We start from the raw sequence: 25583 nt of genomic DNA, 5'->3' as shown, positions 1-25583 counted from the left end.
GCTGCGCGGGGGCGTCGGCTCCCCCGGGCAATTTACATGGACGAATGGGCGGATAATATATAGGAAATCGTCGCCCTTTGGCATCAACCTGCGCCATCCTCCCCCGGAGCGATCGCGATTATCCGGCTCAGACTAGACATCCATGTTGGCTCAGACCCACCTCAAGCAACAACTGGACGCCCTGCGTCACAGCACTGTCAGCGGTTTCGTGCGACTGCGCGTGGCCGCTCACGTCGACGTCTTTCCCGGCTGGTTGGCGGCCCAGACGCTCTACCCCCGCATCTATTGGCACGCCAGAGGGCAACAGAGCCCGGAGTACGTGGCGCTTGGCGCCATCCACGAACTGACGCGGCCGGAGGATATCCAGCGGGTCTGCGACCTTGCCAGCACGGCCAGTGAAGACAGCCCTCGCTACTACGGCGGTCTGGCGTTCGACCCGGATCTGCCCGGCTGGCAGGGTTTTGGCCCCTGCCGCTTCGTGCTGCCCCGTATCGAGCTGGTACGCCGGGGGGAGTGCACCAGCCTCTGCCTCAATCTCTGGCTGCCCGCCCGGGAAGAGGGTCACGCATTCGAAGCCGAACTCTGCGCCGCCGAGGCGGCGCTCGATGCCCTGCAACCCGAAGCCCCCCTGCCCGCCCTGCAAAAGCGGCCATGGCAGCGCCAGGACCTGCCGGGCCCTGCCCAGTGGCGGACCCTGGTGGAGCAGGTCACCGCCCCCGACTTCCAGGCCCGCACCCCCAAGGTGGTGCTGTCGCGGGAGAGTCTGCTCCAGAGCGAGGCGCACGATGCGCCCCTCTGCCCCTGGTCCCTGCTGACACAGTGGGCCCGCCACGCCCAGGAGTGCTTCCACTTCGGCTTCCAGTTCTCCCCCGAGCAGAGCTTCATCTCCTGCTCCCCCGAGCGCCTCTACCGCCGGGAGAAGGGCCACCTCTTTACCGAGGCGCTGGCAGGCACCATTCGCCGTTCCGGGGATGAGGCAACCGACGCGGCTCTGGCCGCCGAGCTGCTGGCCGACAGCAAGAACCGGCTGGAGAACCGGCTGGTTCACGCCGACATTCTCAGCCGCCTGGCCCCCCTCACGACCGATGCCACCCTGACCGAGCCGCGCATTCTGAAATTGCGGCTGCTGCAACACCTCAAGTGCGACATCGAGGCCGAGCTCAAACCCGGCGTCTGCGACTGGCAACTGCTGGCTGCCCTGCACCCCACTCCCGCCGTGGGGGGCGCCCCCCGCGAGGCGGCGCTCGCCTTCATCCGTGAATGCGAGCCCCATGATCGCGGCTGGTATGCCGGTGCCTGCGGCATGCTAAGCCGGGAGACCTCGGAGTTCTCCGTCGCCATTCGCAGCGCCCGGATCAGGGGCTCGCGCATCAGCCTGTTCGCCGGTGCCGGCATAGTGGCGGGATCGGAGCCCGCCGCCGAATGGGCCGAACTCGACAACAAGATCGCCAACGTGCTCTCCCTGCTGGGATAGCGTTTCTCACCGACTCCTCACTGCGAGAGCTTCATGTCCGCCAGCCACGTGTCCGCGCATCACGCCTTTGCCAGCCATCACGCCACCTTCAACCATGTCTGGTCCTCCCTCTTGCTGGAAGAGCTCTTTCGCCTCGGCGTACGCGACATCGCCCTGGCCTCCGGCTCCCGCTCGGCGCCGCTCACCATGGCCGCCGCAGCCCACCCGGGCTTTCGCCGCCATCTGCACTTCGACGAGCGGGGTCTGGGCTTCATGGCGCTGGGGCTGGCCAAGGGGAGCGGCCGCCCGGTGGCGGTGATCATGACCTCGGGCACCGCGGTGGCCAACCTCTGGCCCGCGGTGGCGGAAGCCCAGCTCACCGGGGTCCCGCTCATCATTCTCTCTGCCGACAGGCCACCCGAGCTCATCGACAACGGGGCCAACCAGGCCATCGATCAGCCGGGGATCTTCGGTCGCTACCCCGTCTATCAGCAAAATCTGCCGAGCCCCACTCCCACCATTCCGGCGGCCTTCGTGTTGAGCTCGGTGGATCAGGCCCTGGCCCGACAGGCGCACACCCCGGGGCCGATGCACTTCAACTGCATGTACCCCGAGCCCCTCTACCCCGGCGACCACTATCTGGACTTTTCCGATTACCTGGCGCCCCTCGGCGACTGGCTGCACTCGGCCAAGCCCTGGAGCCCCTGGCTGGTGGGCGAGCCGGGCTGCCCCGCCCAGCCGGACTGGGAGGAGCTGAAGGGCAAGCGCGGTGTCATCGTCGCCGGACGCATCCAGGATCCGGTGCAAGGCAAGGCGGTGGCCGAGCTGGCAGACCGCCTCGGCTGGCCCCTGCTGGCGGATCTGCAAAGCCAGATCCGCTTCGATGATCGCAACCTCGTCCACACGGATCTCGCCCTGCAACACAGCGACTTCGTGGCCGAGCTGGCCCGCGCCGAGGTAGTGCTGCAATTCGGCGCCCGCCTCATCTCCAAGCGCCTCGGCCAGTTCATCAAACAACACCCCTGGCAAGATTACTGGCTGGTGGACCCGCAGCCGGCACGCCTCGACCCCGACTACCGGCTGCGCCGTCGCCTGGTGTGCGACCCCGCCGCCTTTGCGGCCGCCCATCCAATCCCCCATTCGCAGCAGCCCTGGCACCAGTTGGCCGCGCGCCAGCAGGCCATCAGCCAGCAGATCCGCACCGCCTGTGATCGCTTCTCGGAGCTCGGGGTGTGCCATCGCCTGAATCAGCTCATCCAGGGTCAGTTGTTCGTCGGCAACAGCATGCCGGCCCGGCTGATGGACATGCTGGGCGAGGTGGGCAAGGGCCCCAGCCGGGTGATGACCAACCGCGGCGCCTCCGGCATCGATGGCCTTATCGCCACCGCATACGGCTTCGCACAGTCGGTCCCGCCTGACAGTCGCGAGCCCACCACCCTGCTGCTCGGGGATCTCAGCGCCCTGCACGATCTCAACAGCCTGGCGCTGCTCGGCAAGGGGAGCCGCCCCCTGGTGGTGATCCTGCTCAACAACGACGGCGGCAGCATCTTCCGCATGCTGCCTGTGCCCACCCAGGACGCCCTGCTGGAGACCTACTACTGCCTGCCCCACGGCCTGCACTTCGAGCACGCCGCCGCCATGTTCGGCCTGCACTACCGGGCCCCCACCACCCTCGACGCATTTGAGCAGGACTATGCCGCAGCCCTGAAAAACGGGGTAACCCTGATTGAAATCAAGGTACCGAGCAGTGAAGTCGCCGAGGATCTCAAAGCACTGGGAGCCGCTATCCGTGGTCTCTGATCCCGCCGCGCCGCTGGTGCTGCTGCACGGCCTGCTGGGGGACGCCGACGACTGGCGACCTGTCATCCAGACCCTGCCCGGCGTCCCGTGCCATGCCCTGGATCTGCCGGGCCACGGCCGCAACCGGGCACTGCGGGTGAGCGGCTTTGACGAGGCCCATCGCTGGCTCTGCGACGAGCTGGCCGCACGGGATATCGCCCACTACCGGCTGGTGGGGTATTCGCTGGGGGGGCGGCTCGCGCTTCATCACGCCAGCCACACCCCGGCGGGGTTGCAGGCCCTGCTGCTGGAGAACTGCCACCCCGGGCTGCCTGCCGGTGAGCGTCCGGCCCGCATCGCTCACGATGAAGCCTGGGCCCGGCGTTTCGAGTGCGAGCCCCTGACCCGGGTGCTTGCCGACTGGTACCGCCAGGGCGTCTTCGCCGACCTGGACGACGATGCCCGCATCCGCCAGGCCGCACGCCGCCTTGGCAACGACGGCAAGGCCGTGGCCACCATGCTGAGGGCCACGTCCCTGGGGCGGCAGCCGGATCTCGCCCCCTGGCTTCGGGATACCCGGCTGCCGGTGCAGTGGGTCTCCGGCAACCGGGATCACAAATTCCATGCCCTCGCTTGCCAGTTGGTAAAGCAAGGCTGCAATATCAAACACTTGGCTCTGGATGGCGGACACAATCTGCACACAAGCCAGCCCGATACCTTTGCCCGGCTCCTGCGGGAGTGGGCTCACCAACCAGAAGAGAAGATCCATGATTGAAGCAATGACGGAAGCCGAGCTCTATGCCCCTGTCGAGTGGCACGACTGCTCCGCCGGTTACGAGGACATCCTCTATCACAAGTCCCCAGAGGGCATTGCCAAGATCACCATCAACCGTCCCCAGGTGCGCAACGCCTTCCGCCCCCGTACCGTGAAAGAGATGCTGCAAGCCCTGGCCGATGCCCGCTACGACGACAAGGTCGGCTCCATCATCCTCACCGGCTTCGGCGAGAAGGCCTTCTGCGCCGGCGGCGACCAGAAGATCCGCGGCGACTACGGTGGCTACAAGGACGATGAAGGCACCCATCACCTCAACGTGCTCGACTTCCAGCGTGACATCCGTACCTGCCCCAAACCCGTGGTGGCCATGGTGGCTGGCTACGCCGTCGGTGGCGGCCACGTGCTGCACATGATGTGCGACCTGACCATCGCCGCCGACAACGCCCAGTTCGGCCAGACCGGCCCCAAGGTGGGCTCCTTCGACGGCGGCTGGGGCGCCTCCTACATGGCCCGCATCGTCGGCCAGAAGAAGGCTCGGGAGATCTGGTTCCTCTGCCGCCTCTACGACGCCAAACAGGCCCTCGACATGGGGCTGGTCAACACCGTCGTGCCCCTGGCCGAGCTGGAGCGTGAAACCGTGCGCTGGTGCCGCGAGATGCTGCAACACAGCCCCATGGCCCTGCGCTGCCTGAAGGCGGCCCTCAACGCCGACTGCGACGGCCAGGCCGGTTTGCAGGAGCTGGCAGGCAATGCCACCATGCTGTTCTACATGACCGAAGAGGGTCAGGAAGGGCGCAATGCATTCAACGAGAAACGCCGTCCCGACTTCTCCAAATACAAGCGGAATCCCTGATGACACTCGCCCTCTACCGCTACCAACTGCCCTTTACCCAGCCCCTGGCCTTTCACGGTCAGTTGCAGGTAGCGCGCGAGGGCCTGCTGGTACGCATCGACGATGGCTGGGGGGAGATAGCCCCCCTGCCAGGATTTTCCAAAGAGACCCTGGCCGACGCCCAGGCCGAGGCCCTCGACTGTCTGGCGCAGCTGGCGCGGGGACAGACCACGACACCACAGCTGCCCTCGGTGCAGTTCGGGCTCGACTGCGCCCGTCGTAGCTGGCCCGAGCAGGGTGCCCCCCTGCCCGAGCCCTATCCGCTGATCCAGGGCTCTCCCCAGGAGCTGCTCAAGAACTGGAAGCAGTGGCTGCACGAGACCCCCCTCAAGGCCAAGCTGAAGGTGGCCCGCTACCCCATGCGCGACGAGCTGGCGCTTATCCGGCTGCTGCTCGATCGGCGCCCCAACCTCAAGCTGGTCCTGGACGCCAACCAGGGCTGGACCCGCGAGGAGGCCTGGGCCTTCTGCGGCCACCTGGATCCGAATCGCATCGAATACCTCGAAGATCTGTGCGCCGACTTCGAGGACATCGCCTTCGTCGCCAGCCGCACCGGCATGCCGGTGGCGCTGGACGAACTGCTGGCCCAGGGCAAGCCCTGGGAGCCCATCCCGCAACTGCGCGCCCTGGTGCTCAAGCCGACCCTGCTCGGCGCCCTGGCCAACAGCGAGGCCCTGGTGGCCCGCGCTCGCGAACTGAAGCTCAAGGTGATCGTCTCCTCCTGTTTCGAGTCCGGTCTCGGCCTCGGCCAGCTCGCCCGCCTCGCGGGGGAGTGGGCACCGGATCAGGCCCCTGGCCTCGATACCCGCCGCTGGCTGGCCAGGGATCTGCTGGACAAGCAGGGGCAACCCGATCCGGGCAGGATGGACCCCCTGTTTCACCGTGACTGACCCATGGTGACCCGTCAGATCCCACGGCAGGAAACCTGCCCGGTACGACGCTGGGCGACACTGGTCCCTCATCGCATTGCCATCCACAGCGGGGAGCCTCTTAGCTACCAGCGCCTCGACCTGCGCCTCAACAACCTGTGCAATCAGCTCGCCCGGGCCGGGCTGGAACGGGGAGATCATCTCGCCGCCGTGGTGCGCGGCGCCCTGGAGGATGTGTTGCTGGCCTGGGCCTGCGTGCGCAGCGGCATCGTCTTCTGCCCCCTCAATCCCGCCTTTCCGGCAACCAGACACAGCGAACTGGCGAGCCAGCTCGAGGCCCGGGCATTCTGGTCGGCAGGCGAGATCCCGGCGGGCGACTGGCAAGCCCTCAGCCTCGACTTCACGGGGGAGCTGGCCGCAGATGGGGAGTCCCCGCTGGTACCCGACCAGCCGAACAACATGATCCTCACCTCGGGATCCAGCGGTACCCCCAAGGCGGTGGTCCACCGCCTCGCCAACCACCTCGCCTCGGCCCGGGGTTCCGCCACCCTGATCCCCCTGGACGAAGCCTGCGGCTGGCTGCTCTCCCTGCCGCTGTTTCACGTCGGCGGTTACGCCATCCTGTTCCGGGTCTTCCTGGCGGGAGCCGCCCTGGTGCTGGACGATCGCACCCGGCCCCTCAAGGCGCGGCTCGAGGATCAGCCCATCACCCACCTCTCGCTGGTGCCGACCCAGCTCTGGCGCCTGCTGGCACAGGGGTTCGACCCATCCCGCACCCGGGTGCGAGAGTTGCTGCTCGGGGGCGCCGCCATCCCGGCGCCCCTGGTCAACCGGCTGACCGCTCTGGGGCTGGAGCCCAAGGTGAGCTATGGCCTCTCCGAGATGGGCAGCCAGGTCTGCACCGGGCAACCCTGCGCCGCCGGCGTGGTGGGTCGCCCGCTGCCGGGGCGGGAGGTCTGCATCCGCCAGGGGGAGATCTGCGTGCGCGGTGAGACCCTGTTTGCCGGCTATTTCAGGGAGGGCGAGCTGGTGCGCCCCCTCGATGAAGAGGGCTGGTTCCACACCCGGGACAAGGGCCGCCTCACTCCGGGGGGCGAGCTGGTGGTGGAGGGGCGGCTCGACAACCTCTTCATCTCGGGGGGGGAGAACATCCAGCCCGAGACCATAGAGCAGCGGCTGGTGGATCACCCCGCCGTGGCCCAGGCCCTGGTGGTGCCGGTGCCGAGCGACGAGTGGGGGCATAGGCCCGCCGCCTTTATCGACTGGCTCGGGGCCCCCGTTTCTTATGCCGAACTGGCGAACTGGATCAGAGACACACTGCCCGGCTTTATGGTGCCAGATCGCTGGCTGCCCTGGCCGGATCTCGGCGGCAATCTGAAACCCTCCCGCACCCTGCTCGCCCGCAGCTTGCGACAAGAGGAGTGACACCTCCCCCATATGGGGCGGAGTCCTTGCTATCAACACAGCCCCTTTTGGGGCTGTTTTTGTGTTGTTTGCTCCCGAATGCATCATTCCGCTGCGCCATCTGGCCAATTGATATTCCTTTGGAGCTCAATACCCTCTCTGGTCCCCACGCCTCTCCATCCACCAAAGGGATCATGATGAAGCACCTCTCTCCCCGGCTGCTGCTCCTGGCAGCCCCTAGCCTGCTCGCCACTTCGGCGCTGGCCGACTACTCCCCCTCCGACTGGCAACAGTATCAACTCAAAGGCGAATCCAGCCGTCAGCTGGGGGATCGTCTCACCGAAGTGACCTTTGAACTGAGCGCCCACAGCAGCGACGCCCCTTATCAGCAGTTGAGGGTGTATCGCCGCTTCGACTGGCGCGATGCCAACCTGGCCGCGCTGGCAGAGCAGCAGTGCGGCGAGCCGCAACTCAAGATCGAGCAGGGCTGGCAGATCCGCTACCTCAGCTGTGAAGAGGTGGTACCGGCCGGCAAGGCCGTCCCGGCCAGCAGCTATGACTATGGCTACGGCATGAAGCAGGGCCGCTGGGAGCCGCTGGCGGGCACCCCGACCGCGCCGCGTCAGGATCGTCTGCCGCTGGCTGAGCGGGTCATCCTGGGTCACAGCGAGCAGGAGCTGGATCGCTGCGAGCTCAACGCCGAAGGTCGTTGCGCCGAGCAGGCATGGCAGTACCAGCCGCAAAACTGGCAGCAATTGAAGGTGTTGGAAGAGACCCCCAATGAACGGGATGGCCGCCTCGAGCAGATCTTCTTCCGCCTGCAGCCCATCGCAGGCAGCCAGGCCGCCAAGCAGGTGAGCGAGCTGCACGTCTGGCGCCAGTACACCTGGCTGCTGGAACAGGCCAAGGCCCAGCAGGAGTGCGATGAACCCCAGACCCGTCAGGAAGGGGACAAGACCATCAGCTACCGGGTGTGCCGTCAGACCCTGCCCGCCGGCAGCGAAGTGCAGGTGGTCTTGAAGGACACCGGCTATCAATACCCGGTGGGGGGCAGCGAATGGCAGACCCTGCCGGAAACAACCGAGTGGCAGGAGAGCCGGGTGCTCAACCGCCCCATCGTGCTGGCCAGCAAGGAAGAGCAGCTCGACTGTCGTCGTGCCGACGGTCGCGCCTGTTCCGAGCCGGATCTGCCGGGCACCGAGCTGCTGGACGCCGAAGCGGCCAAGATAGTGCAGGATGCCAGTGGCCAGCCCGCACCGGTCTGGCAGGAGAACTATGGTCACGATGACACCAAGCTGCTGGCCGTGTCGCGCGGCATCCAGAGCCTGCTGGCGGCCAATCAGCCGGCCCATCCGGCCATGAAGCTGCTGCTGGAATACGTGCGTGCCCACAACTACCACAACTACGGCAAGCACAAGGAAGACGGCCCGGCTGCCGCCGAGGCGCTGGCCGAGGCATTGACGGCGCTGGGCGCCCATCCGCTGCTCTTCCCGGAGCAGGCCAGCGACGAGGTAGGCGCCGTCATGGGTGCCTGGAGCATCGCCCTGCACGGTCAGTTCAAGAGCCCGGCAGTGCAGAGCCGCTTTGGCACCCTGCTCGGCGAGTTCAACCAGATGCTGGCCTACAGCACCCGCCATGCCAGCGAGATCAACGGTCAGCACGCCTGGGCGACCGGCCTGTTCGATCTGCTCAACTTCCTCGACTTCGCCAGCGACTACAGCGACCCCTTCGCCAACGACTTCCGCCAGCAGGATGGCGAGCTGCGCAAGCAGCTGCACGCCCTCGGCATGAGCGAGCTCGCGTTGTGGCAAGGAAGGGATGGCGCCGATCTGTTCCTGCTCAACAACGTGCTGGATGCCTACACCCGCCTCTACCGGGTCGCTCGCCATATCCGCCCGGACGAGCTCGACGACTACCGCAAGCTGCTGGATGACTCCGTCATCGTACTGGTTCGCCACCACGACCTGATCCCCGGTGGCCAGCAGAGTCAGGACCTGCTGGAAGACATGTCACTGACCCTCTCCACCTACTACCTGACCTACACGGACCGCACCAGCGAAGCCTGCATCAGCGGTGACTTCGCCGGGCTCTGCACCCCTGTCCGGGTGGAGGACGTGCTGCCGTTCGAGCACACCTGCTCGCCGACCCTGCGCCTGCGGGCCCAGGATCTGACCATGAGCCAGGCCGAGGGGATCTGCCGTGAACTGGGTGCCGAAGAGCAGCAGTTCCACCAGCAGATGGAGACCGGCTGGCAGCCGGTGGCGGATGATCACAACGAGGCGCTGGAACTGGTGATCTTCGACTCCTCCGCTGACTGGAAACGCTACGGCAGTGCTCTGTTTGGCGGCGTCTCCACCGACAACGGCGGCATCTACCTCGAAGGGGATCCGGCGCGCCCCGGCAACCAGGCCCGCTTCTTCGCCTACGAGGCGGAGTGGAAGCGCCCTGCATTCCAGGTGTGGAACCTGCGCCACGAGTACGTGCACTACCTGGACGGCCGCTTCAACCAGTACGGCAGCTTCGGCCACTACCCGCTCAACCGCACCACCTGGTGGTCGGAAGGGCTGGCGGAGTTCGTCGCCCACGGCCAGTGCTTCGCCCGCGGTCTGGACAACGTCGCCGGCCGCCCGGCCAGCGATCGTCCGACCCTGGCCGACATCCTGCATCTGGATTACGACAAGGGGGGCGAAATGGTCTACTCCTGGTCCTACACGGTGCACCGCTTCCTGAACGAGACCGGTCGCAGCGCCAGCTGGCTGGCCATGGCCCGGGCCCTGCGAGGCCCGGATCGAGAGCAGGCCATGAATGCCTTCGAAGCCGAGCTGGACCAGCTGATTGCCAATGACAGCGAGGCCTACCAGCAGTGGCTCGGCCGCGAGCTGCTGCCCTGGTGGGAAGCCAGCAAGGACTCCGACGAGTGCAAGGCCAACGACTCCTCCCACTGAGAACGAGACGGCTATGACAAGGGGCGGCCATGGCCGCCCCTTGTTTATGGCGCCGTTTGATAAGCCCGGGATCCTGGCGCGCGCTGCGACAACCTCTGCCCGAGTGAGCCCCTGCGCCGCCATCAAACCTGACGCGCCACAACAACTTGTAATAGAATGACCCCCTGTCTTCTCTTACTTCAGACCCGAACCGCACCGCGCATGAAGAAGTTTGCCAAGATCCTGCTCGCCTGCCTCTGCCTGTTGCTGGCCTCCATCGCCGCCCTGCTTGGCTACAGCGAGTGGACCGTCTCGGACGCCCGTCACTACACCTACGACGACGTCAACGCGGTGCCCTACAACCGGGTCGCCCTGGTGCTCGGCACCTCCAAATACCTGATTGGCGGCAGCCCGAACCACTACTTCAAATACCGGATCAAGGCCGCCGCCGAGCTCTACAACAACGGCAAGGTGGACTACATCCTGGTCTCCGGCGACAACGCCACCGTGCAGTACAACGAACCGCGCCAGATGCGGCGGGCCCTGATCCAGGCCGGCATTCCGGCCAGCGCCATCTACAGCGACTACGCCGGCTTTCGGACCCTGGACTCCATCGTGCGGGCAAAGGAGGTGTTCGGTCAGGCCCACTTCACCGTGGTCTCCCAGGCCTTTCACAACGAGCGAGCCATCTTCATCGCCCGCCATTTCGGCATCGAGGCGGTCGGCTTCAACGCCGTGGATCCCAGCGCCTATCAGGGCATCAAGACCCGGGTGCGCGAGGTGTTTGCCCGCCTGATGGGGCTGCTCGACCTCTACGTGCTGGACAAGGGACCCAAGTTCCTCGGCGAGCCCATCGTCATCGGCGCTCCCGTTCCCTGCCAGGCGTTGAGCACCATAGGGGCTAGCCAACCCTGCCTGCCCATTGCACCGCCCCCTCATCAGCCGAAGGCCAAGCAGGCAACGGCCGTGAGCGCGGCAACAGCCACCAGCGCAGCCGTGCCGAGCGAAGCAACACCCGTGGATAATCCGGCTGCCAGCAGCGCGCCGACCCCTCAATAGCAGAGACCCGCCAACAGGCGGGTCTCTTTCATTGGGCTCGGTATTTCCGGCGATCAGGCCCTTGCCGCCACGTAACGCCGTGCCACCTCATCCCAGTCGATCACGTTGTAAAACGCGGCTATGTAATCGGGACGCTTGTTCTGGTACTTGAGGTAGTAGGCATGCTCCCACACATCCAGCCCGAGTATCGGGGTGAGCCCCTCCATCAGGGGGCTGTCCTGGTTCGCGCTACTCACCACCTGCAACTTGCCGCGCCCATCGACCACCAGCCAGGCCCAGCCGCTGCCAAAACGGCTCAGCGCCGTCTGAGTAAAGGCCTGCTTGAAGGCCTCCAGCCCACCCAGATCCCGCTCCATCGCTGCGGCCAGCTCGCCGTCCGGCTCGCCGCCGCCCTGCGGACTCATCACCTGCCAGAACAGGCTGTGGTTGGCGTGGCCGCCGCCGTGATTGCGCACCGCCCCCTGAACCTGGGCCGGCAGGCTGTCGATACGGGCAAGCAATGCCTCCAGCGGCAGGGCAGCCAGCTCCGGCAGATCGGCCAGGGCGGCATTGAGGTTGGTGACATAGGTCTGATGGTGACGGCTGTGATGGATCTCCATGGTCTTTGCATCGATATGGGGTTCCAGCGCGTCATAGGCGTAAGGAAGGGCTGGCAGGGTATGGCTCATGTTCATTGTCTCTCCTGTTGGGCTCAATGCAGTTGATGGGCAGAGCCGGTCTGACACAAACATTGACCCAGGCTGCGCTGGATGCCGTCGTGATGACCGTGTTTGCCCAGAAAGGCGAGCAGCTCGGTACGGGTGCTGCGGGCGTGGCGAACAGCCGCCTCCCGCAGGGCAGCGGAACTGGTGGGGGACTGGCTGGTGGCCAGCAGGCAATCATGGATGTGACACAGCAGGTCGGCGGCCCGATCCGGCAGGGTCATGGCCACCAGCAGATCCGCCAGGTTGTGATGGGCCACCACCAGGGCCGCCACCGCTTCGTCGGCATCGTGCCAGTCGGCAAACTGCTGGCGGGCAAGCCACAGCGCCTGCTGATAGCAGTCGAGCGCCCTGGCGTACTCCCCCGCATCGAAATGGCGGTTGCCACTCAGGGTCTGCGCCTTCCAGTGCGCCATGCTGCTGTCCGCTCCGGTGGTACCGACCCATCCCTTCACCCAGGTTCCCGTCATGACTCGACTACTCAAATGATAATAATTATTATTTAACTTATTTGATGGGCAGACACAAGGAATAGTTGGTGCCGCCTTTTTTGCCCATATGGGTAGGGTTTTTCTGCAATCCCCGGTTTAGTGATCCCACCCACAGATACATTTGAGTTCAGCCACCATGCTGCCGGTACTGGCATGAGGCCGGTGGCTGCCCGGTGACGACCCCCGGTGACGACCAGAGTGCAGCCGGTTTTTTCACAAGGACGGTGAAGATGAAAAGATGGCTATTGATGCTGTTGTGCGCCCTGCCCATGCTGGGTCAGGGGGCCGGTTATACCCAGACCCGCTACCCCATAGTGCTGGTGCACGGTCTGTTCGGTTTCGACAAGCTGCTCGGTGTCGATTACTTCTACGGCATCCCCCAGGCCCTGACCCGGGATGGCGCCAAGGTCTACGTGGCACAGGTCTCCGCCACCCAGAGCTCGGAGCTGCGCGGTGAACAGCTGCTCAAGCAGGTGCAGCAGGTGCTCGCCATCACGGGGGCGGAGAAGGTGAACCTCATCGGCCACTCTCACGGTGGCCCCACCATTCGCTACGTCGCTTCGGTCGCCCCCGAGCTGGTCGCCTCCGCCACCAGCGTGGGCGGGGTCAACCATGGCTCGGAGATCGCCGACCTGGTGCGGGCCAAGGTGACGCCGGGCTCGGCGGCCGAAGGTCTGGCGGTGGCCGCCGCCTCGGCCCTGTCCGGGGTCATCTCGCTGCTCTCCGGGGGAAGCCAGCTGCCGCAGGATCCCCTCGCAGCCCTCGACGCCCTCACCAGCACCGGCGCCCAGCGCTTCAACCAGCGCTATCCGGAAGGGCTGCCGAGCCAGCATTGCGGCGAAGGGCCCATGCAGGCCGCCAACGGGGTCTACTACTTTTCCTGGAGCGGACGCGGCACCATGACCAACATCCTGGATCCGGTGGATCCGGCGCTGGCGCTGACCGGCAGCTTCTTCAAGGAGCCCAGTGACGGCCTGGTCGGGGTGTGCAGCAGCCACCTCGGCAAGGTGATCGGCACCCACTACCGCATGAACCATCTGGACGAGGTGAACCAGTCGTTCGGCATTCGCCACCTGTTCGAGACCGACCCGGTCAACCTCTATCGCCAGCACGCCAACCGCCTGCAGAGGCTGGGACTATGAACAGGGCATGGCTGATGGCTGCTCCGATGGCGGCGGCCCTGCTGCTGGGGGGCTGGCAATATTGGCCCTCCGCTGACGCAACCGCCCCTTCGCCGCAACATGCCGGGCCCGCTTCCCCTCTGGTCAGGCAGGCCGCACCGCCGTCGGACAAGGGCTCGCTGCAGGCCCGCCATGAAGCCTTTCTCGGGGCTGAGGGCAGCCTGACGGTGCCGGCGGATCCGGGCCTGGCCAGCTTGCAGAAGCTGTTCGACGAGCGCGAACAGTTGCGCAGGCAGCGTTTCACCCCGGTCGAGCAGGAGCAGCTGTTTGCCGAGGACAGGCTGATGGAGCAGTGGACCCTGCGCCGCAAGGCGCTGGCGGAGGCCAGCGATGCCGACAAGCCGCTGCTGGCGAGCGAGCTGGAGCTCTGGCTGGCGGAGCAGCCCCAGTGGTTTCGGGAAGCGGAGGCCAACAGCCGCCTGCTGGGCGATCTGCAGGCTCTGGAACAACTCCCCGCAGCCGGGCGTGACGCCGCACTGCGCGAACAGTTGGGACCGGAGGCGGCAGACCGGTTGCACCAGCTGGCAGAGAGCCAGCAGGGGTTCGAGCAGCAGCTGGCCGGCTATCTGGCAGAGATCAGGTCCCTGCCTGCCGAGGCCCGGGTCAGCCAGCAGCCGGAGATCCTGGCACGCTGGTTCGAGCCCGGTCAGTGGCGACGGGTGGAGGCCCTCACCCGGCTCACCCTGGGCGAGCAGTAACCGGCATGAAAAAGGGGCCCGCAAGTGGGCCCCCATTCTTTGACACTGCCGCCCTTACTGCGGCTTGTTGGCACCCGGCAGCGGCTGCCAGGTGAGGCGAGTCACCCGGTTGCCCTGCACCTCGCAGGTGAGGCAGAGATCCTGCCACCCCTTCTCCTGGCGCAGGGAGACCTCTCCCTTGATGCCCTCTGCACTCCTCTTGAGTTTGGCCGGCTCGAAGGTCACCTTGTCACCTCCGGCAAGCGCCATCAGCTTGCCATTGCAGAGCCACTGGGCGAGCTCGGCCCCCTTGAGCTTGACGCCCCCCTTGTCAGCCTTCTCCTCGGCGGTGCTCGGCGCAAACAACCCGCCCAGCTCGGCCGCCCGTCTGGTCAGCCAGGCTTCCCGCTGCTGCATGCTCATCTTGCTGACAAACTCCGCAGGCTGCCCCTTGTCGTCCAGCCACTGGGTCAGCTTGCCACTGTCATCGAAGGCGAACTGGGCGGCGGGCTCCTTCACCCCGAACAGCTTGCCGCCCTTGAAGTAGTAACGGCTCTCCCCTTCCTGTTTGCCCTGCTCGTTCAGGATGGGCACGGCGATGATGACGGGCGTGCCGTCGACCCAGGCCTTGATGTCGACGCCATCGTGGCTGAACAAGCGGGTATCGAGGGCGCTGTCGGCCCCCTTCTCCATCAGGGTGAACTGCTCGGCCAGGGAGGCGGCGAATGAAGGCAGGGAGCAGAGTCCCAGTCCCAAGCCGAGGCTCAGGGCGATCGCGGTTGTGCGCATAAGTGTCCTGTGGTGGGCCCGAAGGCCGGATTAACTCTCTACCAGCCAGGTCCTCAGTCCCTCCCGGTGAGCCTCGCTCAAAGGGATGGACTGCCGGGTCCGGTAGTCAAAATGGATCAGGGTCGTCTCGGCGGTCACCGCCAGCTCGCCGCCCTGCCAGGCTTCCTGCCAGAGCGTGAAGGAGCTGGTACCGATACGCCGCACGCCGGTCTTGATCGACACCATCTGACCATAGAACAGCTCCCGTTTGAATTGCACCGTGTAGCCCGCAATGATCAGATGCCAGTCATGCACATCCAGCTCGGGCGAGAAGAGGCGAAACAGGGGATCACGGGCCGATTCAAACCAGACCGCTGGCACCGTGTTGTTGATGTGGCCGAGGGCGTCCGTCTCTTGAAAACGGGGTTGGATCTGCATTTCCAGCATGAATGTCGACTCCTTGTCGTAGGACCGCGCACAGGCTAGCGCGCCAACCCGTCCGACTCAAGCGTCCCTGCCTGGGGGTGAGAGCCACCGCCGGTTTCCGGCTCCTGCGCCACCTGCTCGGGCTTTAACCATGCGCTGCGAAAATCGAACCAGCCAAGGGCCGTCATGCGCACGCCGTGCACGCCGACCCGGCTCTCCAGCTCCAGCCAGTGGTGAAACAGCGGCACGAACCAGCTCTGGCGCTGCACCTCGGCCAGCAGGGCACGGGGGCCGGGCTCTTCACCATGGGCGCGCCACTGCGTCAATCCCTGCCACAGGGCCTGCTGGCCGCCCCACACCCGGCGCAGCAAGGGGGTGCCCTGAAGCCAGGCGTAAGGGGCGAAGGCGTGCTCATGCTCCAGGTTGAGGGTGCCGAACCAGAGATCCACATCTTCATCCTCCCCGCTCACCCAGCGCCCGTAGTCCAGGGTACGCACCTCGAGCTGGATCCCCTGCTCTGCCAGCAGGCTGCTCATGGCGCTGGCGCACTCGTTGAACTCCAGATGCTGGTTGAAGCAGGCCAGTACCAGCCGAGCTGGCAGTCTGACCGGGCCGGGCTCGGGAAGAGGCAGACTCTCGCGCCAGTGGGGCAGGAGGCCCAGAGCGCTGGTCCAGCCTCGCTGCAGTTCGGGTGCCACCCGGGCCATCAGGGCGATGGGGTTGAGCAGCCGGGTCAGCCACTGGCGCAGGGCCGGGTCCTGCAGGGGGACCGATCTGTCGTCCTGCAGCAGGAAGTAGCAGCCGGATTCCAGTTCGGACTCCCCGCGCATGGAACCAAGCTCCGGGGTGTCGCTGCCCAGCCTGACGTGGCTCTCCAGCCGTTCCGCCAGCTCCGGCAGCATCCAGATGTCGATCTCGTCGAGCAGGGCCCGCAGCCCGAAATAGTCGTCAAATGCTTCGAGGCACAGGTGCAGCGGGTCGTTGGCGCTCACCCGATAGGGGCCGGTGCCCACCGGCTGCAGGGCGAAATTCGCCTCCCCCTTGAGCTCCCGCGGCAGGATGGCCGCCACCGGCTCGGCCAGCAGGTGCGGCAGCAGAGGATCCGGGCTGTCGAGATGGATGTCCAGGGTGCGCGGCCAGCGGCTCTCCAGCCGTGCCAGATGGGCGAACAGCGGGCGATCCCGCAAGGCCTGCAGGCTCTCCATCACATCCTCCACCACCAGTTCGCGGCCATGGTGAAAGCGCACCACGGGGCGCAGATAGAAGCGCCAGTGACAGGGGGCCAGACACTCCCAGTAGTGGGCGAGATCCCCCTCTATTTCCCCATTTTCCTCGTTTCGCCGGGTCAGACCGTTGAAGATCTGGCGGCTCAGGTGAATTTCGGAGCGGCGCAAGGGCGCGGTGGGCAACAGACCGGGCAGGGGCCGGTAGTAGGGCACCCTCAGGATCTGGCGCCCCTCCCGGGTGGCCTGGCCGAGCTGCTCGATCAGCAGCGGAGTGAGCAGATCGAGGCGATCTTCGGCCAGCCGCACCGCCTGCGCCAGCTGGCCCTGACTCAGCAGATCCCGCAATCGGCGCCGGGTCAGGCTCTCCTGGTTGTCGAGCAGGGTGAGGCGGGAGCGCCGCCCCCGCCCTGCCTCCGCCGTCCAGCACAGCCAGCCCTGCCCTTCCATGCGGCGCAGCAGCAGGCGGGCATTGCGGGGGGTGCAGCAGAGCAAGTCCGCCACCTCGGCGAGGCTGATTTCCCGCTCGTCGCAGCCAAGCTGCTGGGCGAGCCGTTGAAATTGCTGATAAAGGCGGCTAGTAGGCATAAAAGAGGAAATCCCTTGGCTGAAAGTCATCAGTTTTTACTTCCGCATTTTAGCTCAATACTGCTGGCGAACGTGAGAACCACAGCACAGGAGCACCATCATGAGCCATGCCACCCCCCTCAAACCGAACCGGATCCAGCAAACCCTTCGTCGCTACTTCCTGAGGATCCTGCCCCGCCCCCTGACGCTGGTCGAAGATCCCATGGTGCAGCTCAACCGCCTGATGCAGTGGGATATGCACCAGATAGACGACAGGGAGTATCGCCGCCGTCTCTGAGGTCGCCGTCACAGGCGCCATCCGGTCACCGCCATCCCCCGGCATTGCTTTGCCGGAATGGGTGGTTTACATCGGCGCCAGGACTGCTAGATTGGACGTCTATCCATCCATAATGGTGACATCCAACAAGGAGTTTGTGATGAAAGATGCGACCCTGGCCCTGCACCACGGCTTTTCCAGCGATCCCGCCACCAAGGCGGTGGCCGTGCCCATCTACCAGACGGTGGCCTACGAGTTCGAGAGCGCCCAGCACGGGGCGGACTTGTTCAATCTGGCGGTACCGGGCAACATCTACACCCGCATCATGAACCCCACCAACGATGTGCTGGAACAACGGATGGCCGCCCTTGAAGGGGGGATCGCCGGCTTGGTGGTCTCGGCGGGTTCCGCCGCCATCACCTACGCCATCCAGGCGCTGACCGCCGCCGGTGACAACATAGTCTCCACCCCCCAGCTCTATGGTGGCACCTACACCCTGTTCGCCCACATGCTGCCGAGCTTCGGGGTCGAGGTGCGCTTCGCCAAGGATGACAGCGCCGAGGCCATCGCCGCCCTCATCGACGACAAGACCAAGGCGGTCTATTGCGAGAGCATCGGCAACCCGGCCGGCAACATCGTCGATATCGCCGCCCTGGCCAAGGCCGCCCACGCCCGCGGCGTGCCGCTCATCGTCGACAACACGGTCGCCACTCCGGTCTTGTGCAAACCCATCGAACACGGCGCCGACATCGTGGTGCACAGCCTGACCAAATATGTCGGCGGCCACGGCAACTCCCTGGGGGGCGTCATCGTCGACTCGGGCAAGTTCCCCTGGGCGGATCACGCCGAGCGCTTCCCCCAGCTGACCCAACCCGAGCCTTCTTATCACGGGGTGGTCTACACCGAGGCCTTCGGCCCGGCGGCCTTCATCGGCCGGGTGCGCACCGTGCCGCTGCGCAATACCGGCGCAGCGCTGGCGCCGATGAACGCCTTCCTGCTGCTGCAAGGGCTGGAAACCCTGAGCCTGCGCATGGAGCGCCACGTGGACAACGCTCTGCGGGTGGCCCACCACCTCAAGCACCACCCCAAGGTGGCCTGGGTCAGCTACGCCGGTCTGCCGGGTCACCCCCACTACCCGCTGGCGGAGAAGTACATGGCCGGTCGCCCCTCGGCCATCCTCTCCTTCGGCCTGAAGGACGGCTACGAGGCGGGCGTGCGCTTCTACGATGCCCTCAAGATCTTCAAGCGGCTGGTCAACATCGGCGACGCCAAGTCCCTGGCCTGCCACCCCGCCTCCACCACCCATCGCCAGTTGAGCGAAGAGGAGCAGGCCAAGGCTGGAGTGAAACCTGAGATGATCCGGCTGTCGGTGGGGATCGAAGCCATCGAGGACATACTGGCGGATCTGGATCAGGCGCTGGAGGCCTGAGTCAATCGACGAAGGAGCGGGCACCACGCCCGCTCTTTTTCATCCATCAGTGAACCTGCTGCCGGGGCGCTGCGTATCACCGCCTTCCGTCACTGCGTCGAGGTTTCCATGATAGTCCTGCACCACCTGAACAAATCCCGCTCCCAGCGCATCATCTGGCTGCTTGAAGAGCTGGGCCTGCCCTACCAGATCAAGGCCTACCAGCGCGATGCCGCCACCTTTCTGGCGCCGCCCGAGCTCAAGGCCGTCCACCCCCTCGGCAAGTCGCCGGTCATCGAGTTTGACGGGCGGGTGCTGGCGGAATCCGGTGCCATCACAGAGTACCTGATCGCCCGCCACGCCCCGGACCGGCTGGCACCGGCCGCCGACAGCCCGGAGTATCCCGAATACCTGCAGTGGCTCCACTTCGCCGAGAGCTCCGGCATTCTGCCGCTGCTGCTCGACATGTTCGTGCGCAAGGATGGCAGCCCGATGCGCTTCCTGCCGGACTACGCCAAAGCCGAGTGCGCCAAGGTGCTGGGCTATCTCGATGAGGTGCTGGCAAACCGCCGTTACCTGGTGGCCGATCGCCTCACCGGCGCCGACATCCTGAACTCCTTCCTGGTGGATCTGCTGGCCCAGAGCGGCCAGCTGGCCCAGTTCCCGCACCTTGAGGCCTACTGGCAGCGACTCAACACCTATCCGGCTCGCCAGAAGGCGGCAGCCCTGGAGCGCGAGCTGGACCGCAGCGCCGAATAAACGGCGGTGCCCCGGTGACACCCTGCAAAACGCCCCGATGATCGGGGCGTTCTCTTTTCCGTTGGTCAGCCGGTGATCAGAGGGCGAGGGAAAGGATCCGCGCCACTATGGTTGCCAGGATGACTTACAGCGCGTGGGAGAGGATCCTGGCTACCTTGTCGGGATCGATGTCCTGCTGCTCCCCGAGGGCGGTCAGGCCGAACAGCTTGAGGTTGGAACAGATCCCCGGGATGCAGCGCGCATCCAGGCCATAGTCGGCGAGACGGGTACCCACCCCCATCTGCTGGAAGAACTGCTCGGTGCGGATGATCGCCTCCTCAATGCGCAGTGCCTTGTCCTCGCGGCTGGAGTGCCACACTCGCTCGGCGAACTGGGCCAGCTTCTCCTGCTTCTGGGCCGCTTGCTCCCGCAGCAGGGAGGGCAGCACCACCGCCAGACTCTGGGCATGATCCAGCCCATGCAGGGCGGTGAGCTGGTGACCGATGGCGTGGGTGGACCAGTCCTGGGGCACGCCGCGACCGATGAGGCCGTTGAGGGCCAGGCTGGCCGCCCACATCAGGTTGGCACGCACCTGGTAGTTGGTGGGCTCCACCAGCGCCCGCGGACCGTTGTCCACCAGCACCTGCAACAGCCCTTCCGCCAGCCGGTCCTGCACCTCGCCCCCCACCGGGAAGGTGAGGTACTGCTCGAGGATGTGGACGAAGGCATCCACTACGCCATTGCCCACCTGGCGCGGTGGCAGGCTGTAGGTGGTGGCGGGATCCAGCACCGCAAACACCGGTTGCACCAGCGGATTGTAGAAGGAGAGCTTGGCCTCCCCCCGGCTCACCACGGCGGCGGGGTTGCTCTCCGAACCGGTGGCCGGCAGGGTCAGCACACAGCCGAGCGGCAGCGCCCCCTTGATGGGGGCCTTGTCCCGCAGGATCTCCCAGGGGTCATCCCCCTCGAAGCAGGCCGCCGCCGCCACGAACTTGGTGCCATCCACCACGGAGCCGCCACCCACCGCCAGCAGGAAGTCGATGCGCTCGCGCTTGACCAGGGCCACCGCCTCCATCAGCTGATCGTACTGGGGGTTGGCGCCGATACCGGGAAACTCCAGCCACTCCCGGCCCGCCAGCGCCTGGGTCAACTGGTCATAGACCCCGTTCTGCTTGATGCTGCCACCCCCGTAGAGCACCAGCAGACGGCTGCCGGCCGGGATCAGCTCCGGCAGAGTGGCTATCTGGCCTTCACCAAAGCAGATGCGAGTGGGATTGGCATATTGGAAGTTGTACACGGCAGAGCCCTCGGTTGATTGCATGCCGGGGAATTGTGCGCCTGCCGTGCCATCAGGTCAAAAACGGGAGCCTGTCGTCAAAAATACGATGCCAGCCTGCCGATGCCGGGCGCTCCTGCCCGGCTTTGCTATGGTGATAGCGGGAAGACGAGTTCGTCGCCCCCTCAAGCCCCTCCCGGGGTCCCTTTCCCACTCACAGGGTCTCTATCATGAAACTGAAGCACGCCTGGATTGCGGGTGCCCTCACCCTCTGTGCCCCTCCCCTGCTCTATGCCGCCGAGGTCACCACCCATGTGGCCGTGGCCCCCGGACAAGCCAGCCTGGCCGAAGAACTGACGGCCAGGGCAACCGTCACCGCCATCGACCTGGCCACCCGCAAGGTCAGCCTGAAAAATGCCGAAGGGCAGACCCTGGATCTGATCGCCGGGGAGGAGGTGACCAACCTTCCCCAGCTCAAGGTGGGAGATGTCGTGGCCTTGAGATATCTGCAACTGCTGGACCTGACCCTGCTCAAGGGCACCGCCGGGGTGAGAAAACGGGTGGTGGAAGTGGAAGGGGGCAAGGCGGCCGCCGGGGAGAAACCCGCAGCCGGCGCCGGCATGCAGGTAACCATCTATGCCGATGTCATCGACGTGGACAAGGCGCACCAGACCATCCGGGTCAAGGGGGTCGACCACACCCTGACCCTCAAGGTGCAGGATCCGGCCCAGTTCGCCCTCATCGCCAAGGGGGACCAGATCAAGGCCGTGCAGACCACCGCCATCGCCATCGGCATCGCCCCCCAGAGTCCCTGAACCCTGACCACGGCAGGCCGTGCCTCCCACGGCCTGCCAGCCCCGTGGCAAGGGGGCAACCCCTTGCCTTTAACGCACAAGGATTGCCGTTTGAATCACATCATGCCTGGGAGGCGGATTTGCCGGTGAGGCGATCCATGGCCTCCTTGAGCATGGCATCGCGCTGCGCGGCCAGGTCCTTGCTCTGCGTTTCGCGCTCCTCGGCAGAGAGCGTCTTGTCATCCGCTATCCCCTTGAGCTGACGCTCGAGATCGTCAAATTTTTTGCGATCAAAGCCCAGGGCCTTGTCCACCATCTGCTGCACCCGCGCATCCTTGACGCCACCGGTCAGGACTGTGTTCTTGCCGTTCCTGGCCAGATGCTCGTAGGTCAGCGCCTGCTGCGCCTTGCCGGTCAGCACCTGACTGGAGAGGCTGACCTGCTGAGACCAACCGCTCTGCTTGTCGTCGCTGTCGCTGAGGGTCGCCAGGGCACGGTTCTGGGACGCGCTCTGGGCAAGTTGATGACCATAGGGTTTGATATCCATGAAGGCTCCACGCTCACTGCCGGCCTCGCCGGCTCCGGGGATGGGTTCCCCGCCATGGGCCGGAGACAGCAAATTGCAGGCCAACTTGAGTACCCCCCTCTTCCGATGGTTCAGCACGGGTCACAGCACGCCTCCTTCTGCACTCCATGACGAGTGCGACCAGATCCATCAAAAAAGGCGCCCGAAGGCGCCTCTTGTGGACAGAAGTCGGCTCGTCATGACATCAGCGACGGCTGATGTGGAGCGGACCGAAGGTCTGGGCCACCGGCATGATCTCGATGCTGTTGATGTTGACGTGGGCAGGCTGCTCGCTGATCCAGAGTACGGTATTGGCGATGTCTTCCGGCAGGATGGCCTGCACCCCCTGATAGACGGTGGCCGCCTTGGCGTCGTCGCCGTGGAAGCGCACGTTGGAGAACTCGGTGCCGCCACACAGGCCGGGCTCCACGTTGGTGACACGCACCGCCGTGCCCGCCAGATCCGCACGCAGGTTGAGGCTGAACTGCTTCACGAACGCCTTGGTCGCGCCGTAGACGTTGCCGCCCGGATAGGGGTAGGTCCCTGCGATGGAGCCGATGTTGATGACGTGGCCGCGGTTGCGCGCCACCATGCCCGGCAACAGCAACCGGGTGATCAGAGCCAGGCCGCTGATGTTGGTGGCGATCATCTGCTCCCAGTCTTCCAGATCCGCCTTGTGGGCAGGCTCCAGCCCCAGTGCCAGGCCGGCGTTGTTGACCAGCAGGTCCACCTGTTGCCATTCGGTCGGCAGCGCCTCGATGGCGGCGCGGGTGGCAGCCTTGTCCTGGACATCGAACACCAGGGGCAGGAACTGCTCGCCCAGCTCCTCGGTCAGGGCGGCCAGCCGTTCGCCGCGGCGCCCGGTGCCGATCACCCGGTGGCCTGCGCTCACCAGCAGGCGGCTGATGGCCTCACCAAAGCCGGACGAGGCGCCCGTTACCATTGCAATCATGTGAACCTCCATTGTTATTTGTCTTCTTGAAAAATCAGCACGTTATATGTCGCGTTTCCCCAGCTTTCGCCATGCGAACACCGCCAGATGCAGCAGGAAGAGACCCGAGCCCCCCAGCGCAAACAGCAGGCCGGTCAGGGCGTTGACCGAGGTATCGGCGCCGCACCACCACCAGACCAGCCAGCCGACGACCCCGATGAGAAAGGTCTGGGCGGCGCAGACCGGGCAGCGCCCGAGCTTGGCCCTGATGGCCGTGGCCAGGCAATCCTCGCAACTCATGATGGCTCCTGCCGCTCATCCCCCAGCGCCAGCACCAGGCGGTGGGCATGCTGGCCGGGCCCGTAATAATCGGGCAGCCGTACCCCGGGGCGAAACCCCAGCCCCTGATAGAGGGTCCTGGCTTCTGGGTTGGCGTCGGCGACCTCGAGGCGAATCGCCCCCCAGCCGGCCTCGCGCCCTTCCCGGATCACCTGCTCCAGCAGGCGGCGTGCCCACCCCTGACGGCGGACGGTCCAGCGGATGGCGAGGGTCTGGATGATGAGACGATCCCAGCCTTTGTGCTCCAGCACGCTCAAATAGCCCATCACCTGCGCCTTCTCGTCTTGCAGCAGCAGGGTGCGCCCCTTGGCCTGATTGAGCAGATAGTGCCAGCGGCTGCGGCCGAAGGCGACCTCGGGGGGAAAACAGTAGCGTTCCAGCTTCACGATGGCGCCCAAATCATCGGCTCGGGCGGCGCGCACGGTCAACACGGGGAGTCCTTGTTCGGTTATTTATCCTCAGCACCAGAAATGCGACTTGTATCACAAGTTACCAAGGCAGAATATTAGGCACTGTAACCTCTTGTTTCCCCTCGCGCCATTGTCGTGCTTGTCGGTGCATCGAAGCCCACTGGGGATCCTGCCGTTTCTGGCAGTCCTTTCTGTGGAGCCTGAAAATATGAGTACCTATGTCATCGTCGAGGAGCCGGGCGACTGGCCCTGCCATGCCGACTATCTGCTGACCGCCCGCACCTACCTGCAACACGGTCTGCCCACCACAGGGGGGCGTCCGCGCATCATCAACCTCTGCCGCAGCCTGGAACACCTGGGGGCCGGTTATTACTGCTCCCTGCTGGCCCAGGCCCGCGGCCACCACTGCCTGCCGGGATTGCAGGCCATCAGCAGGCTGCAACCCCAGCAGCCTCCCGCCAAGCTGTGGCGCAAATTGCAGGGCTGGCTGGCCCAGCAGAGCGAAGACAGGATCCGGGTGCGCGCCATCTTCGGCCAGTGCGAACAGAGCGAGCTGGCGGGGCTCGCCCGCTATTACTACGGCCTGAGCCAGTTGCCGCTGCAGGAGCTGACCCTCAAGCGCGGTCGCCACGGCTGGTCGGTGCGCCAGCAGGAGAGCCTGTCACCGCTGGCGCTGAGCCCGAGCGAGAAGACGCTGATGGTGCAGCACGCCCAGGCGCTGGTGGGCACGGGGGACGAGGAGCAGACGGCGCCACGTTACCAGCTCGCCATCCTGGTCGACCCCAACGACGGCCGCGCCAGCAGCGATGCCCTGGCGCTGGAGCGTTTCATCAAGGCGGCCGCTGCCCAGGGGATCCAGGCCGAGATCCTGCCTCCCTCGGCCATAGAGCGGTTGCCGGAGTTCGACACCCTCTGGCTGCGCGCCGAGACCGCGGTCGGTCACTACACCTTCGAGTTTGCCCGCCGCGCCGAGCAGCTCAAGATGCCGGTCATCGACAGCTCCCGTGCCATCCTCGCCTGCAGCAACAAGCTCTATCTCTACGAGCTGATGGTGCGCAGCGGCGTGCCCATGCCCCCCACCACCGTCGTGACCCGCCGCGGCCGCCAGCATGTGGACGAACTGGTGCAGCGCCTCGGTCTGCCACTGATGGTGAAGATCCCCGACGGCGCCCAGGGGCGCGACCTCGCCATGGCCAGCGATGACATCCAGCTCGCCCGCCTGCTGGATGAGGGGCTGGCCCGCTCCGCCCTGCTGCTGGTCCAGAGCCGGATCCCTGCCGAGTTCGACTGGCGCATCGGCTTTCTCGACGGCTCGCCGCTGTTCGCCTGCCGCCGCTACCGACCCGAACCCGGCAACCGCATCCGTCGCCGCAAACACCCCCTCGACATGAGCCGCATCGAGGCGCTGCCCCTCAGCGACGTGCCGGAGCGGGTGCTGCAAACCGCCCGCCGCGCCGTGCACCAGCTCGGCAACGGCCTGTTCGGGGTGGATCTGCGCCAGCAGGGTCAGGGCTGCGTGTTGCTGGAAATCATCGACAACCCCTGGATACGTGGCGATATTGAAGACAGGGAGGCAAAGGACCTCTACGAGCGCCTCGCCCGGGCCTTCCGCCAGCGGCTGGAGAACCGGGGGCAGAGCGCGACAGGATAACAAGC

General features: G+C 65.8%; 25 protein-coding genes. 15 read left to right on the top strand and 10 right to left on the bottom strand.

Features of this window, described 5'->3' with window-relative positions; all coding sequences use genetic code 11:
• Window positions 1-142 precede the first annotated feature (142 nt).
• The 8 genes from H7R73_RS01870 to H7R73_RS01835 all read left to right on the top strand — a co-directional run bounded on the left by H7R73_RS01870 (window position 143) and on the right by H7R73_RS01835 (window position 11155).
• The gene (locus H7R73_RS01870; RefSeq protein WP_103259418.1) at window positions 143-1474 is read left to right on the top strand and encodes an isochorismate synthase; all 1332 of its coding nucleotides are present in this window, start codon (window positions 143-145) and stop codon (window positions 1472-1474) included.
• Window positions 1475-1507: 33 nt separating this feature from the next.
• Window positions 1508-3253 carry a 2-succinyl-5-enolpyruvyl-6-hydroxy-3-cyclohexene-1-carboxylic-acid synthase gene (gene menD / locus H7R73_RS01865; protein ID WP_182951458.1) on the top strand — a complete coding sequence of 582 codons (1746 nt, stop codon included), beginning with the start codon at window positions 1508-1510 and terminating at the stop codon, window positions 3251-3253.
• Entirely contained in the window at window positions 3243-4007 is a 765-nt protein-coding gene (menH, locus tag H7R73_RS01860; protein WP_103259417.1) for a 2-succinyl-6-hydroxy-2,4-cyclohexadiene-1-carboxylate synthase, read from the top strand. The genes menD and menH overlap by 11 nt, the downstream gene beginning before the upstream one ends.
• Window positions 4000-4860 carry a 1,4-dihydroxy-2-naphthoyl-CoA synthase gene (gene menB / locus H7R73_RS01855; RefSeq protein ID WP_039039779.1) on the top strand — a complete coding sequence of 287 codons (861 nt, stop codon included), beginning with the start codon at window positions 4000-4002 and terminating at the stop codon, window positions 4858-4860. The genes menH and menB overlap by 8 nt, the downstream gene beginning before the upstream one ends.
• Window positions 4860-5789, top strand: coding sequence for an o-succinylbenzoate synthase (gene menC / locus H7R73_RS01850; protein ID WP_103259416.1), 930 nt, complete (start codon window positions 4860-4862; stop codon window positions 5787-5789). The genes menB and menC overlap by 1 nt, the downstream gene beginning before the upstream one ends.
• A 3-nt stretch (window positions 5790-5792) precedes the next feature.
• Window positions 5793-7193: an o-succinylbenzoate--CoA ligase gene (menE, locus tag H7R73_RS01845; RefSeq protein ID WP_103259415.1), complete on the top strand. Its 1401-nt coding sequence runs from the start codon at window positions 5793-5795 to the stop codon at window positions 7191-7193.
• A gap of 176 nt (window positions 7194-7369) precedes the next feature.
• Entirely contained in the window at window positions 7370-10117 is a 2748-nt protein-coding gene (locus H7R73_RS01840; protein WP_103261070.1) for a collagenase, read from the top strand.
• Between the two features lie 156 nt (window positions 10118-10273).
• On the top strand, window positions 10274-11155 hold the full coding sequence (locus H7R73_RS01835; RefSeq protein WP_103259414.1) for a SanA/YdcF family protein: 882 nt from the start codon (window positions 10274-10276) through the stop codon (window positions 11153-11155).
• 53 nt (window positions 11156-11208) lie between these two features.
• Here the strand turns inward: H7R73_RS01835 and H7R73_RS01830 are convergent, their stop codons facing one another.
• Together H7R73_RS01830 and H7R73_RS01825 are read right to left on the bottom strand one after the other, a co-directional pair.
• Complete coding sequence (locus H7R73_RS01830; protein WP_103261069.1) at window positions 11209-11823, bottom strand: superoxide dismutase; 615 nt, start codon at window positions 11821-11823, stop codon at window positions 11209-11211.
• A gap of 23 nt (window positions 11824-11846) precedes the next feature.
• On the bottom strand, window positions 11847-12272 hold the full coding sequence (locus tag H7R73_RS01825; protein WP_029313599.1) for a hypothetical protein: 426 nt from the start codon (window positions 12270-12272) through the stop codon (window positions 11847-11849).
• A gap of 305 nt (window positions 12273-12577) precedes the next feature.
• Here H7R73_RS01825 and H7R73_RS01820 point away from each other — a divergent pair, with 305 nt between their 5' ends.
• Window positions 12578-13489, top strand: a complete 912-nt coding sequence (locus H7R73_RS01820; protein WP_039039783.1) for a lipase family alpha/beta hydrolase — start codon at window positions 12578-12580, stop codon at window positions 13487-13489.
• Window positions 13486-14226, top strand: a complete 741-nt coding sequence (locus H7R73_RS01815) for a lipase secretion chaperone (protein ID WP_103259412.1) — start codon at window positions 13486-13488, stop codon at window positions 14224-14226. The genes H7R73_RS01820 and H7R73_RS01815 overlap by 4 nt, the downstream gene beginning before the upstream one ends.
• A gap of 54 nt (window positions 14227-14280) precedes the next feature.
• Here H7R73_RS01815 and H7R73_RS01810 read toward each other — a convergent pair whose 3' ends face one another.
• Genes H7R73_RS01810 through sgrR form a run of 3 tightly spaced genes read right to left on the bottom strand, consistent with a single transcriptional unit; the run spans window position 14281 to window position 17210 of the window.
• Window positions 14281-14994, bottom strand: coding sequence for a hypothetical protein (locus H7R73_RS01810; RefSeq protein WP_010672732.1), 714 nt, complete (start codon window positions 14992-14994; stop codon window positions 14281-14283).
• Between the two features lie 30 nt (window positions 14995-15024).
• Window positions 15025-15420 (bottom strand): acyl-CoA thioesterase, encoded by a 396-nt coding sequence (locus H7R73_RS01805; RefSeq protein WP_052815623.1) that lies wholly within the window; start codon window positions 15418-15420, stop codon window positions 15025-15027.
• A 35-nt stretch (window positions 15421-15455) separates the two neighbouring features.
• Complete coding sequence (gene sgrR / locus H7R73_RS01800) at window positions 15456-17210, bottom strand: HTH-type transcriptional regulator SgrR (protein WP_010672730.1); 1755 nt, start codon at window positions 17208-17210, stop codon at window positions 15456-15458.
• Window positions 17211-17310: 100 nt separating this feature from the next.
• On the opposite strand from sgrR, the gene H7R73_RS01795 reads away from it, so the two are divergent.
• The 3 genes from H7R73_RS01795 (at window position 17311) to H7R73_RS01785 (ending at window position 19633) form a co-directional block, all read left to right on the top strand.
• The gene (locus tag H7R73_RS01795) at window positions 17311-17487 is read left to right on the top strand and encodes a hypothetical protein (RefSeq protein WP_080767934.1); all 177 of its coding nucleotides are present in this window, start codon (window positions 17311-17313) and stop codon (window positions 17485-17487) included.
• Between the two features lie 139 nt (window positions 17488-17626).
• Window positions 17627-18895: an O-acetylhomoserine aminocarboxypropyltransferase/cysteine synthase family protein gene (locus tag H7R73_RS01790; protein ID WP_113069072.1), complete on the top strand. Its 1269-nt coding sequence runs from the start codon at window positions 17627-17629 to the stop codon at window positions 18893-18895.
• Between the two features lie 108 nt (window positions 18896-19003).
• Window positions 19004-19633, top strand: coding sequence for a glutathione S-transferase family protein (locus H7R73_RS01785; RefSeq protein WP_039039787.1), 630 nt, complete (start codon window positions 19004-19006; stop codon window positions 19631-19633).
• 124 nt (window positions 19634-19757) lie between these two features.
• Here H7R73_RS01785 and H7R73_RS01780 read toward each other — a convergent pair whose 3' ends face one another.
• A complete protein-coding gene (locus tag H7R73_RS01780; RefSeq protein WP_182951457.1) occupies window positions 19758-20933 on the bottom strand; it encodes an iron-containing alcohol dehydrogenase in 1176 nt (391 codons plus the stop codon).
• A 185-nt stretch (window positions 20934-21118) separates the two neighbouring features.
• On the opposite strand from H7R73_RS01780, the gene H7R73_RS01775 reads away from it, so the two are divergent.
• Window positions 21119-21703: a hypothetical protein gene (locus tag H7R73_RS01775; protein WP_041212267.1), complete on the top strand. Its 585-nt coding sequence runs from the start codon at window positions 21119-21121 to the stop codon at window positions 21701-21703.
• A 100-nt stretch (window positions 21704-21803) separates the two neighbouring features.
• Here H7R73_RS01775 and H7R73_RS01770 read toward each other — a convergent pair whose 3' ends face one another.
• From H7R73_RS01770 to H7R73_RS01755, 4 genes are all read right to left on the bottom strand, one after another.
• On the bottom strand, window positions 21804-22229 hold the full coding sequence (locus H7R73_RS01770; protein WP_029313593.1) for a hypothetical protein: 426 nt from the start codon (window positions 22227-22229) through the stop codon (window positions 21804-21806).
• Between the two features lie 223 nt (window positions 22230-22452).
• Window positions 22453-23199, bottom strand: a complete 747-nt coding sequence (locus H7R73_RS01765) for an SDR family oxidoreductase (protein WP_124244416.1) — start codon at window positions 23197-23199, stop codon at window positions 22453-22455.
• Window positions 23200-23241: 42 nt separating this feature from the next.
• Entirely contained in the window at window positions 23242-23478 is a 237-nt protein-coding gene (locus H7R73_RS01760; protein WP_041212265.1) for a DUF3624 domain-containing protein, read from the bottom strand.
• Window positions 23475-23948, bottom strand: coding sequence for a GNAT family N-acetyltransferase (locus tag H7R73_RS01755; protein ID WP_124244417.1), 474 nt, complete (start codon window positions 23946-23948; stop codon window positions 23475-23477). Before H7R73_RS01755 ends, H7R73_RS01760 begins: the two co-directional genes overlap by 4 nt.
• Window positions 23949-24135: 187 nt before the next feature.
• Here H7R73_RS01755 and H7R73_RS01750 point away from each other — a divergent pair, with 187 nt between their 5' ends.
• Window positions 24136-25578: a RimK family protein gene (locus tag H7R73_RS01750; protein WP_048208957.1), complete on the top strand. Its 1443-nt coding sequence runs from the start codon at window positions 24136-24138 to the stop codon at window positions 25576-25578.
• Window positions 25579-25583 lie beyond the last annotated feature (5 nt).

Source organism: Aeromonas sp. WP2-W18-CRE-05 (assembly GCF_014168615.1).
GTDB classification, from domain to species: domain Bacteria; phylum Pseudomonadota; class Gammaproteobacteria; order Enterobacterales; family Aeromonadaceae; genus Aeromonas; species Aeromonas caviae.
Note: the sequence above shows the minus strand (reverse complement) of the source record. Positions and strands in the feature narration are given on the sequence as shown.

Excerpts from the sequence above, each read along its gene's own strand:
- H7R73_RS01870 (WP_103259418.1), top strand. The coding sequence starts at position 143 with ATGTTGGCTCAGACCCACCTCAAGCAACAACTGGACGCCCTGCGTCAC.
- menD (WP_182951458.1), top strand. The coding sequence starts at position 1,508 with ATGTCCGCCAGCCACGTGTCCGCGCATCACGCCTTTGCCAGCCATCAC.
- menB (WP_039039779.1), top strand. The coding sequence starts at position 4,000 with ATGATTGAAGCAATGACGGAAGCCGAGCTCTATGCCCCTGTCGAGTGG.
- menC (WP_103259416.1), top strand. The coding sequence starts at position 4,860 with ATGACACTCGCCCTCTACCGCTACCAACTGCCCTTTACCCAGCCCCTG.
- menE (WP_103259415.1), top strand. The coding sequence starts at position 5,793 with ATGGTGACCCGTCAGATCCCACGGCAGGAAACCTGCCCGGTACGACGC.
- H7R73_RS01840 (WP_103261070.1), top strand. The coding sequence starts at position 7,370 with ATGAAGCACCTCTCTCCCCGGCTGCTGCTCCTGGCAGCCCCTAGCCTG.
- H7R73_RS01835 (WP_103259414.1), top strand. The coding sequence starts at position 10,274 with ATGACCCCCTGTCTTCTCTTACTTCAGACCCGAACCGCACCGCGCATG.
- H7R73_RS01830 (WP_103261069.1), bottom strand. The coding sequence starts at position 11,823 with ATGAGCCATACCCTGCCAGCCCTTCCTTACGCCTATGACGCGCTGGAA.
- H7R73_RS01825 (WP_029313599.1), bottom strand. The coding sequence starts at position 12,272 with ATGGCGCACTGGAAGGCGCAGACCCTGAGTGGCAACCGCCATTTCGAT.
- H7R73_RS01820 (WP_039039783.1), top strand. The coding sequence starts at position 12,578 with ATGAAAAGATGGCTATTGATGCTGTTGTGCGCCCTGCCCATGCTGGGT.
- H7R73_RS01815 (WP_103259412.1), top strand. The coding sequence starts at position 13,486 with ATGAACAGGGCATGGCTGATGGCTGCTCCGATGGCGGCGGCCCTGCTG.
- H7R73_RS01810 (WP_010672732.1), bottom strand. The coding sequence starts at position 14,994 with ATGCGCACAACCGCGATCGCCCTGAGCCTCGGCTTGGGACTGGGACTC.
- H7R73_RS01805 (WP_052815623.1), bottom strand. The coding sequence starts at position 15,420 with ATGCTGGAAATGCAGATCCAACCCCGTTTTCAAGAGACGGACGCCCTC.
- sgrR (WP_010672730.1), bottom strand. The coding sequence starts at position 17,210 with ATGCCTACTAGCCGCCTTTATCAGCAATTTCAACGGCTCGCCCAGCAG.
- H7R73_RS01795 (WP_080767934.1), top strand. The coding sequence starts at position 17,311 with ATGAGCCATGCCACCCCCCTCAAACCGAACCGGATCCAGCAAACCCTT.
- H7R73_RS01790 (WP_113069072.1), top strand. The coding sequence starts at position 17,627 with ATGAAAGATGCGACCCTGGCCCTGCACCACGGCTTTTCCAGCGATCCC.
- H7R73_RS01785 (WP_039039787.1), top strand. The coding sequence starts at position 19,004 with ATGATAGTCCTGCACCACCTGAACAAATCCCGCTCCCAGCGCATCATC.
- H7R73_RS01780 (WP_182951457.1), bottom strand. The coding sequence starts at position 20,933 with ATGCAATCAACCGAGGGCTCTGCCGTGTACAACTTCCAATATGCCAAT.
- H7R73_RS01775 (WP_041212267.1), top strand. The coding sequence starts at position 21,119 with ATGAAACTGAAGCACGCCTGGATTGCGGGTGCCCTCACCCTCTGTGCC.
- H7R73_RS01770 (WP_029313593.1), bottom strand. The coding sequence starts at position 22,229 with ATGGATATCAAACCCTATGGTCATCAACTTGCCCAGAGCGCGTCCCAG.
- H7R73_RS01765 (WP_124244416.1), bottom strand. The coding sequence starts at position 23,199 with ATGATTGCAATGGTAACGGGCGCCTCGTCCGGCTTTGGTGAGGCCATC.
- H7R73_RS01760 (WP_041212265.1), bottom strand. The coding sequence starts at position 23,478 with ATGAGTTGCGAGGATTGCCTGGCCACGGCCATCAGGGCCAAGCTCGGG.
- H7R73_RS01750 (WP_048208957.1), top strand. The coding sequence starts at position 24,136 with ATGAGTACCTATGTCATCGTCGAGGAGCCGGGCGACTGGCCCTGCCAT.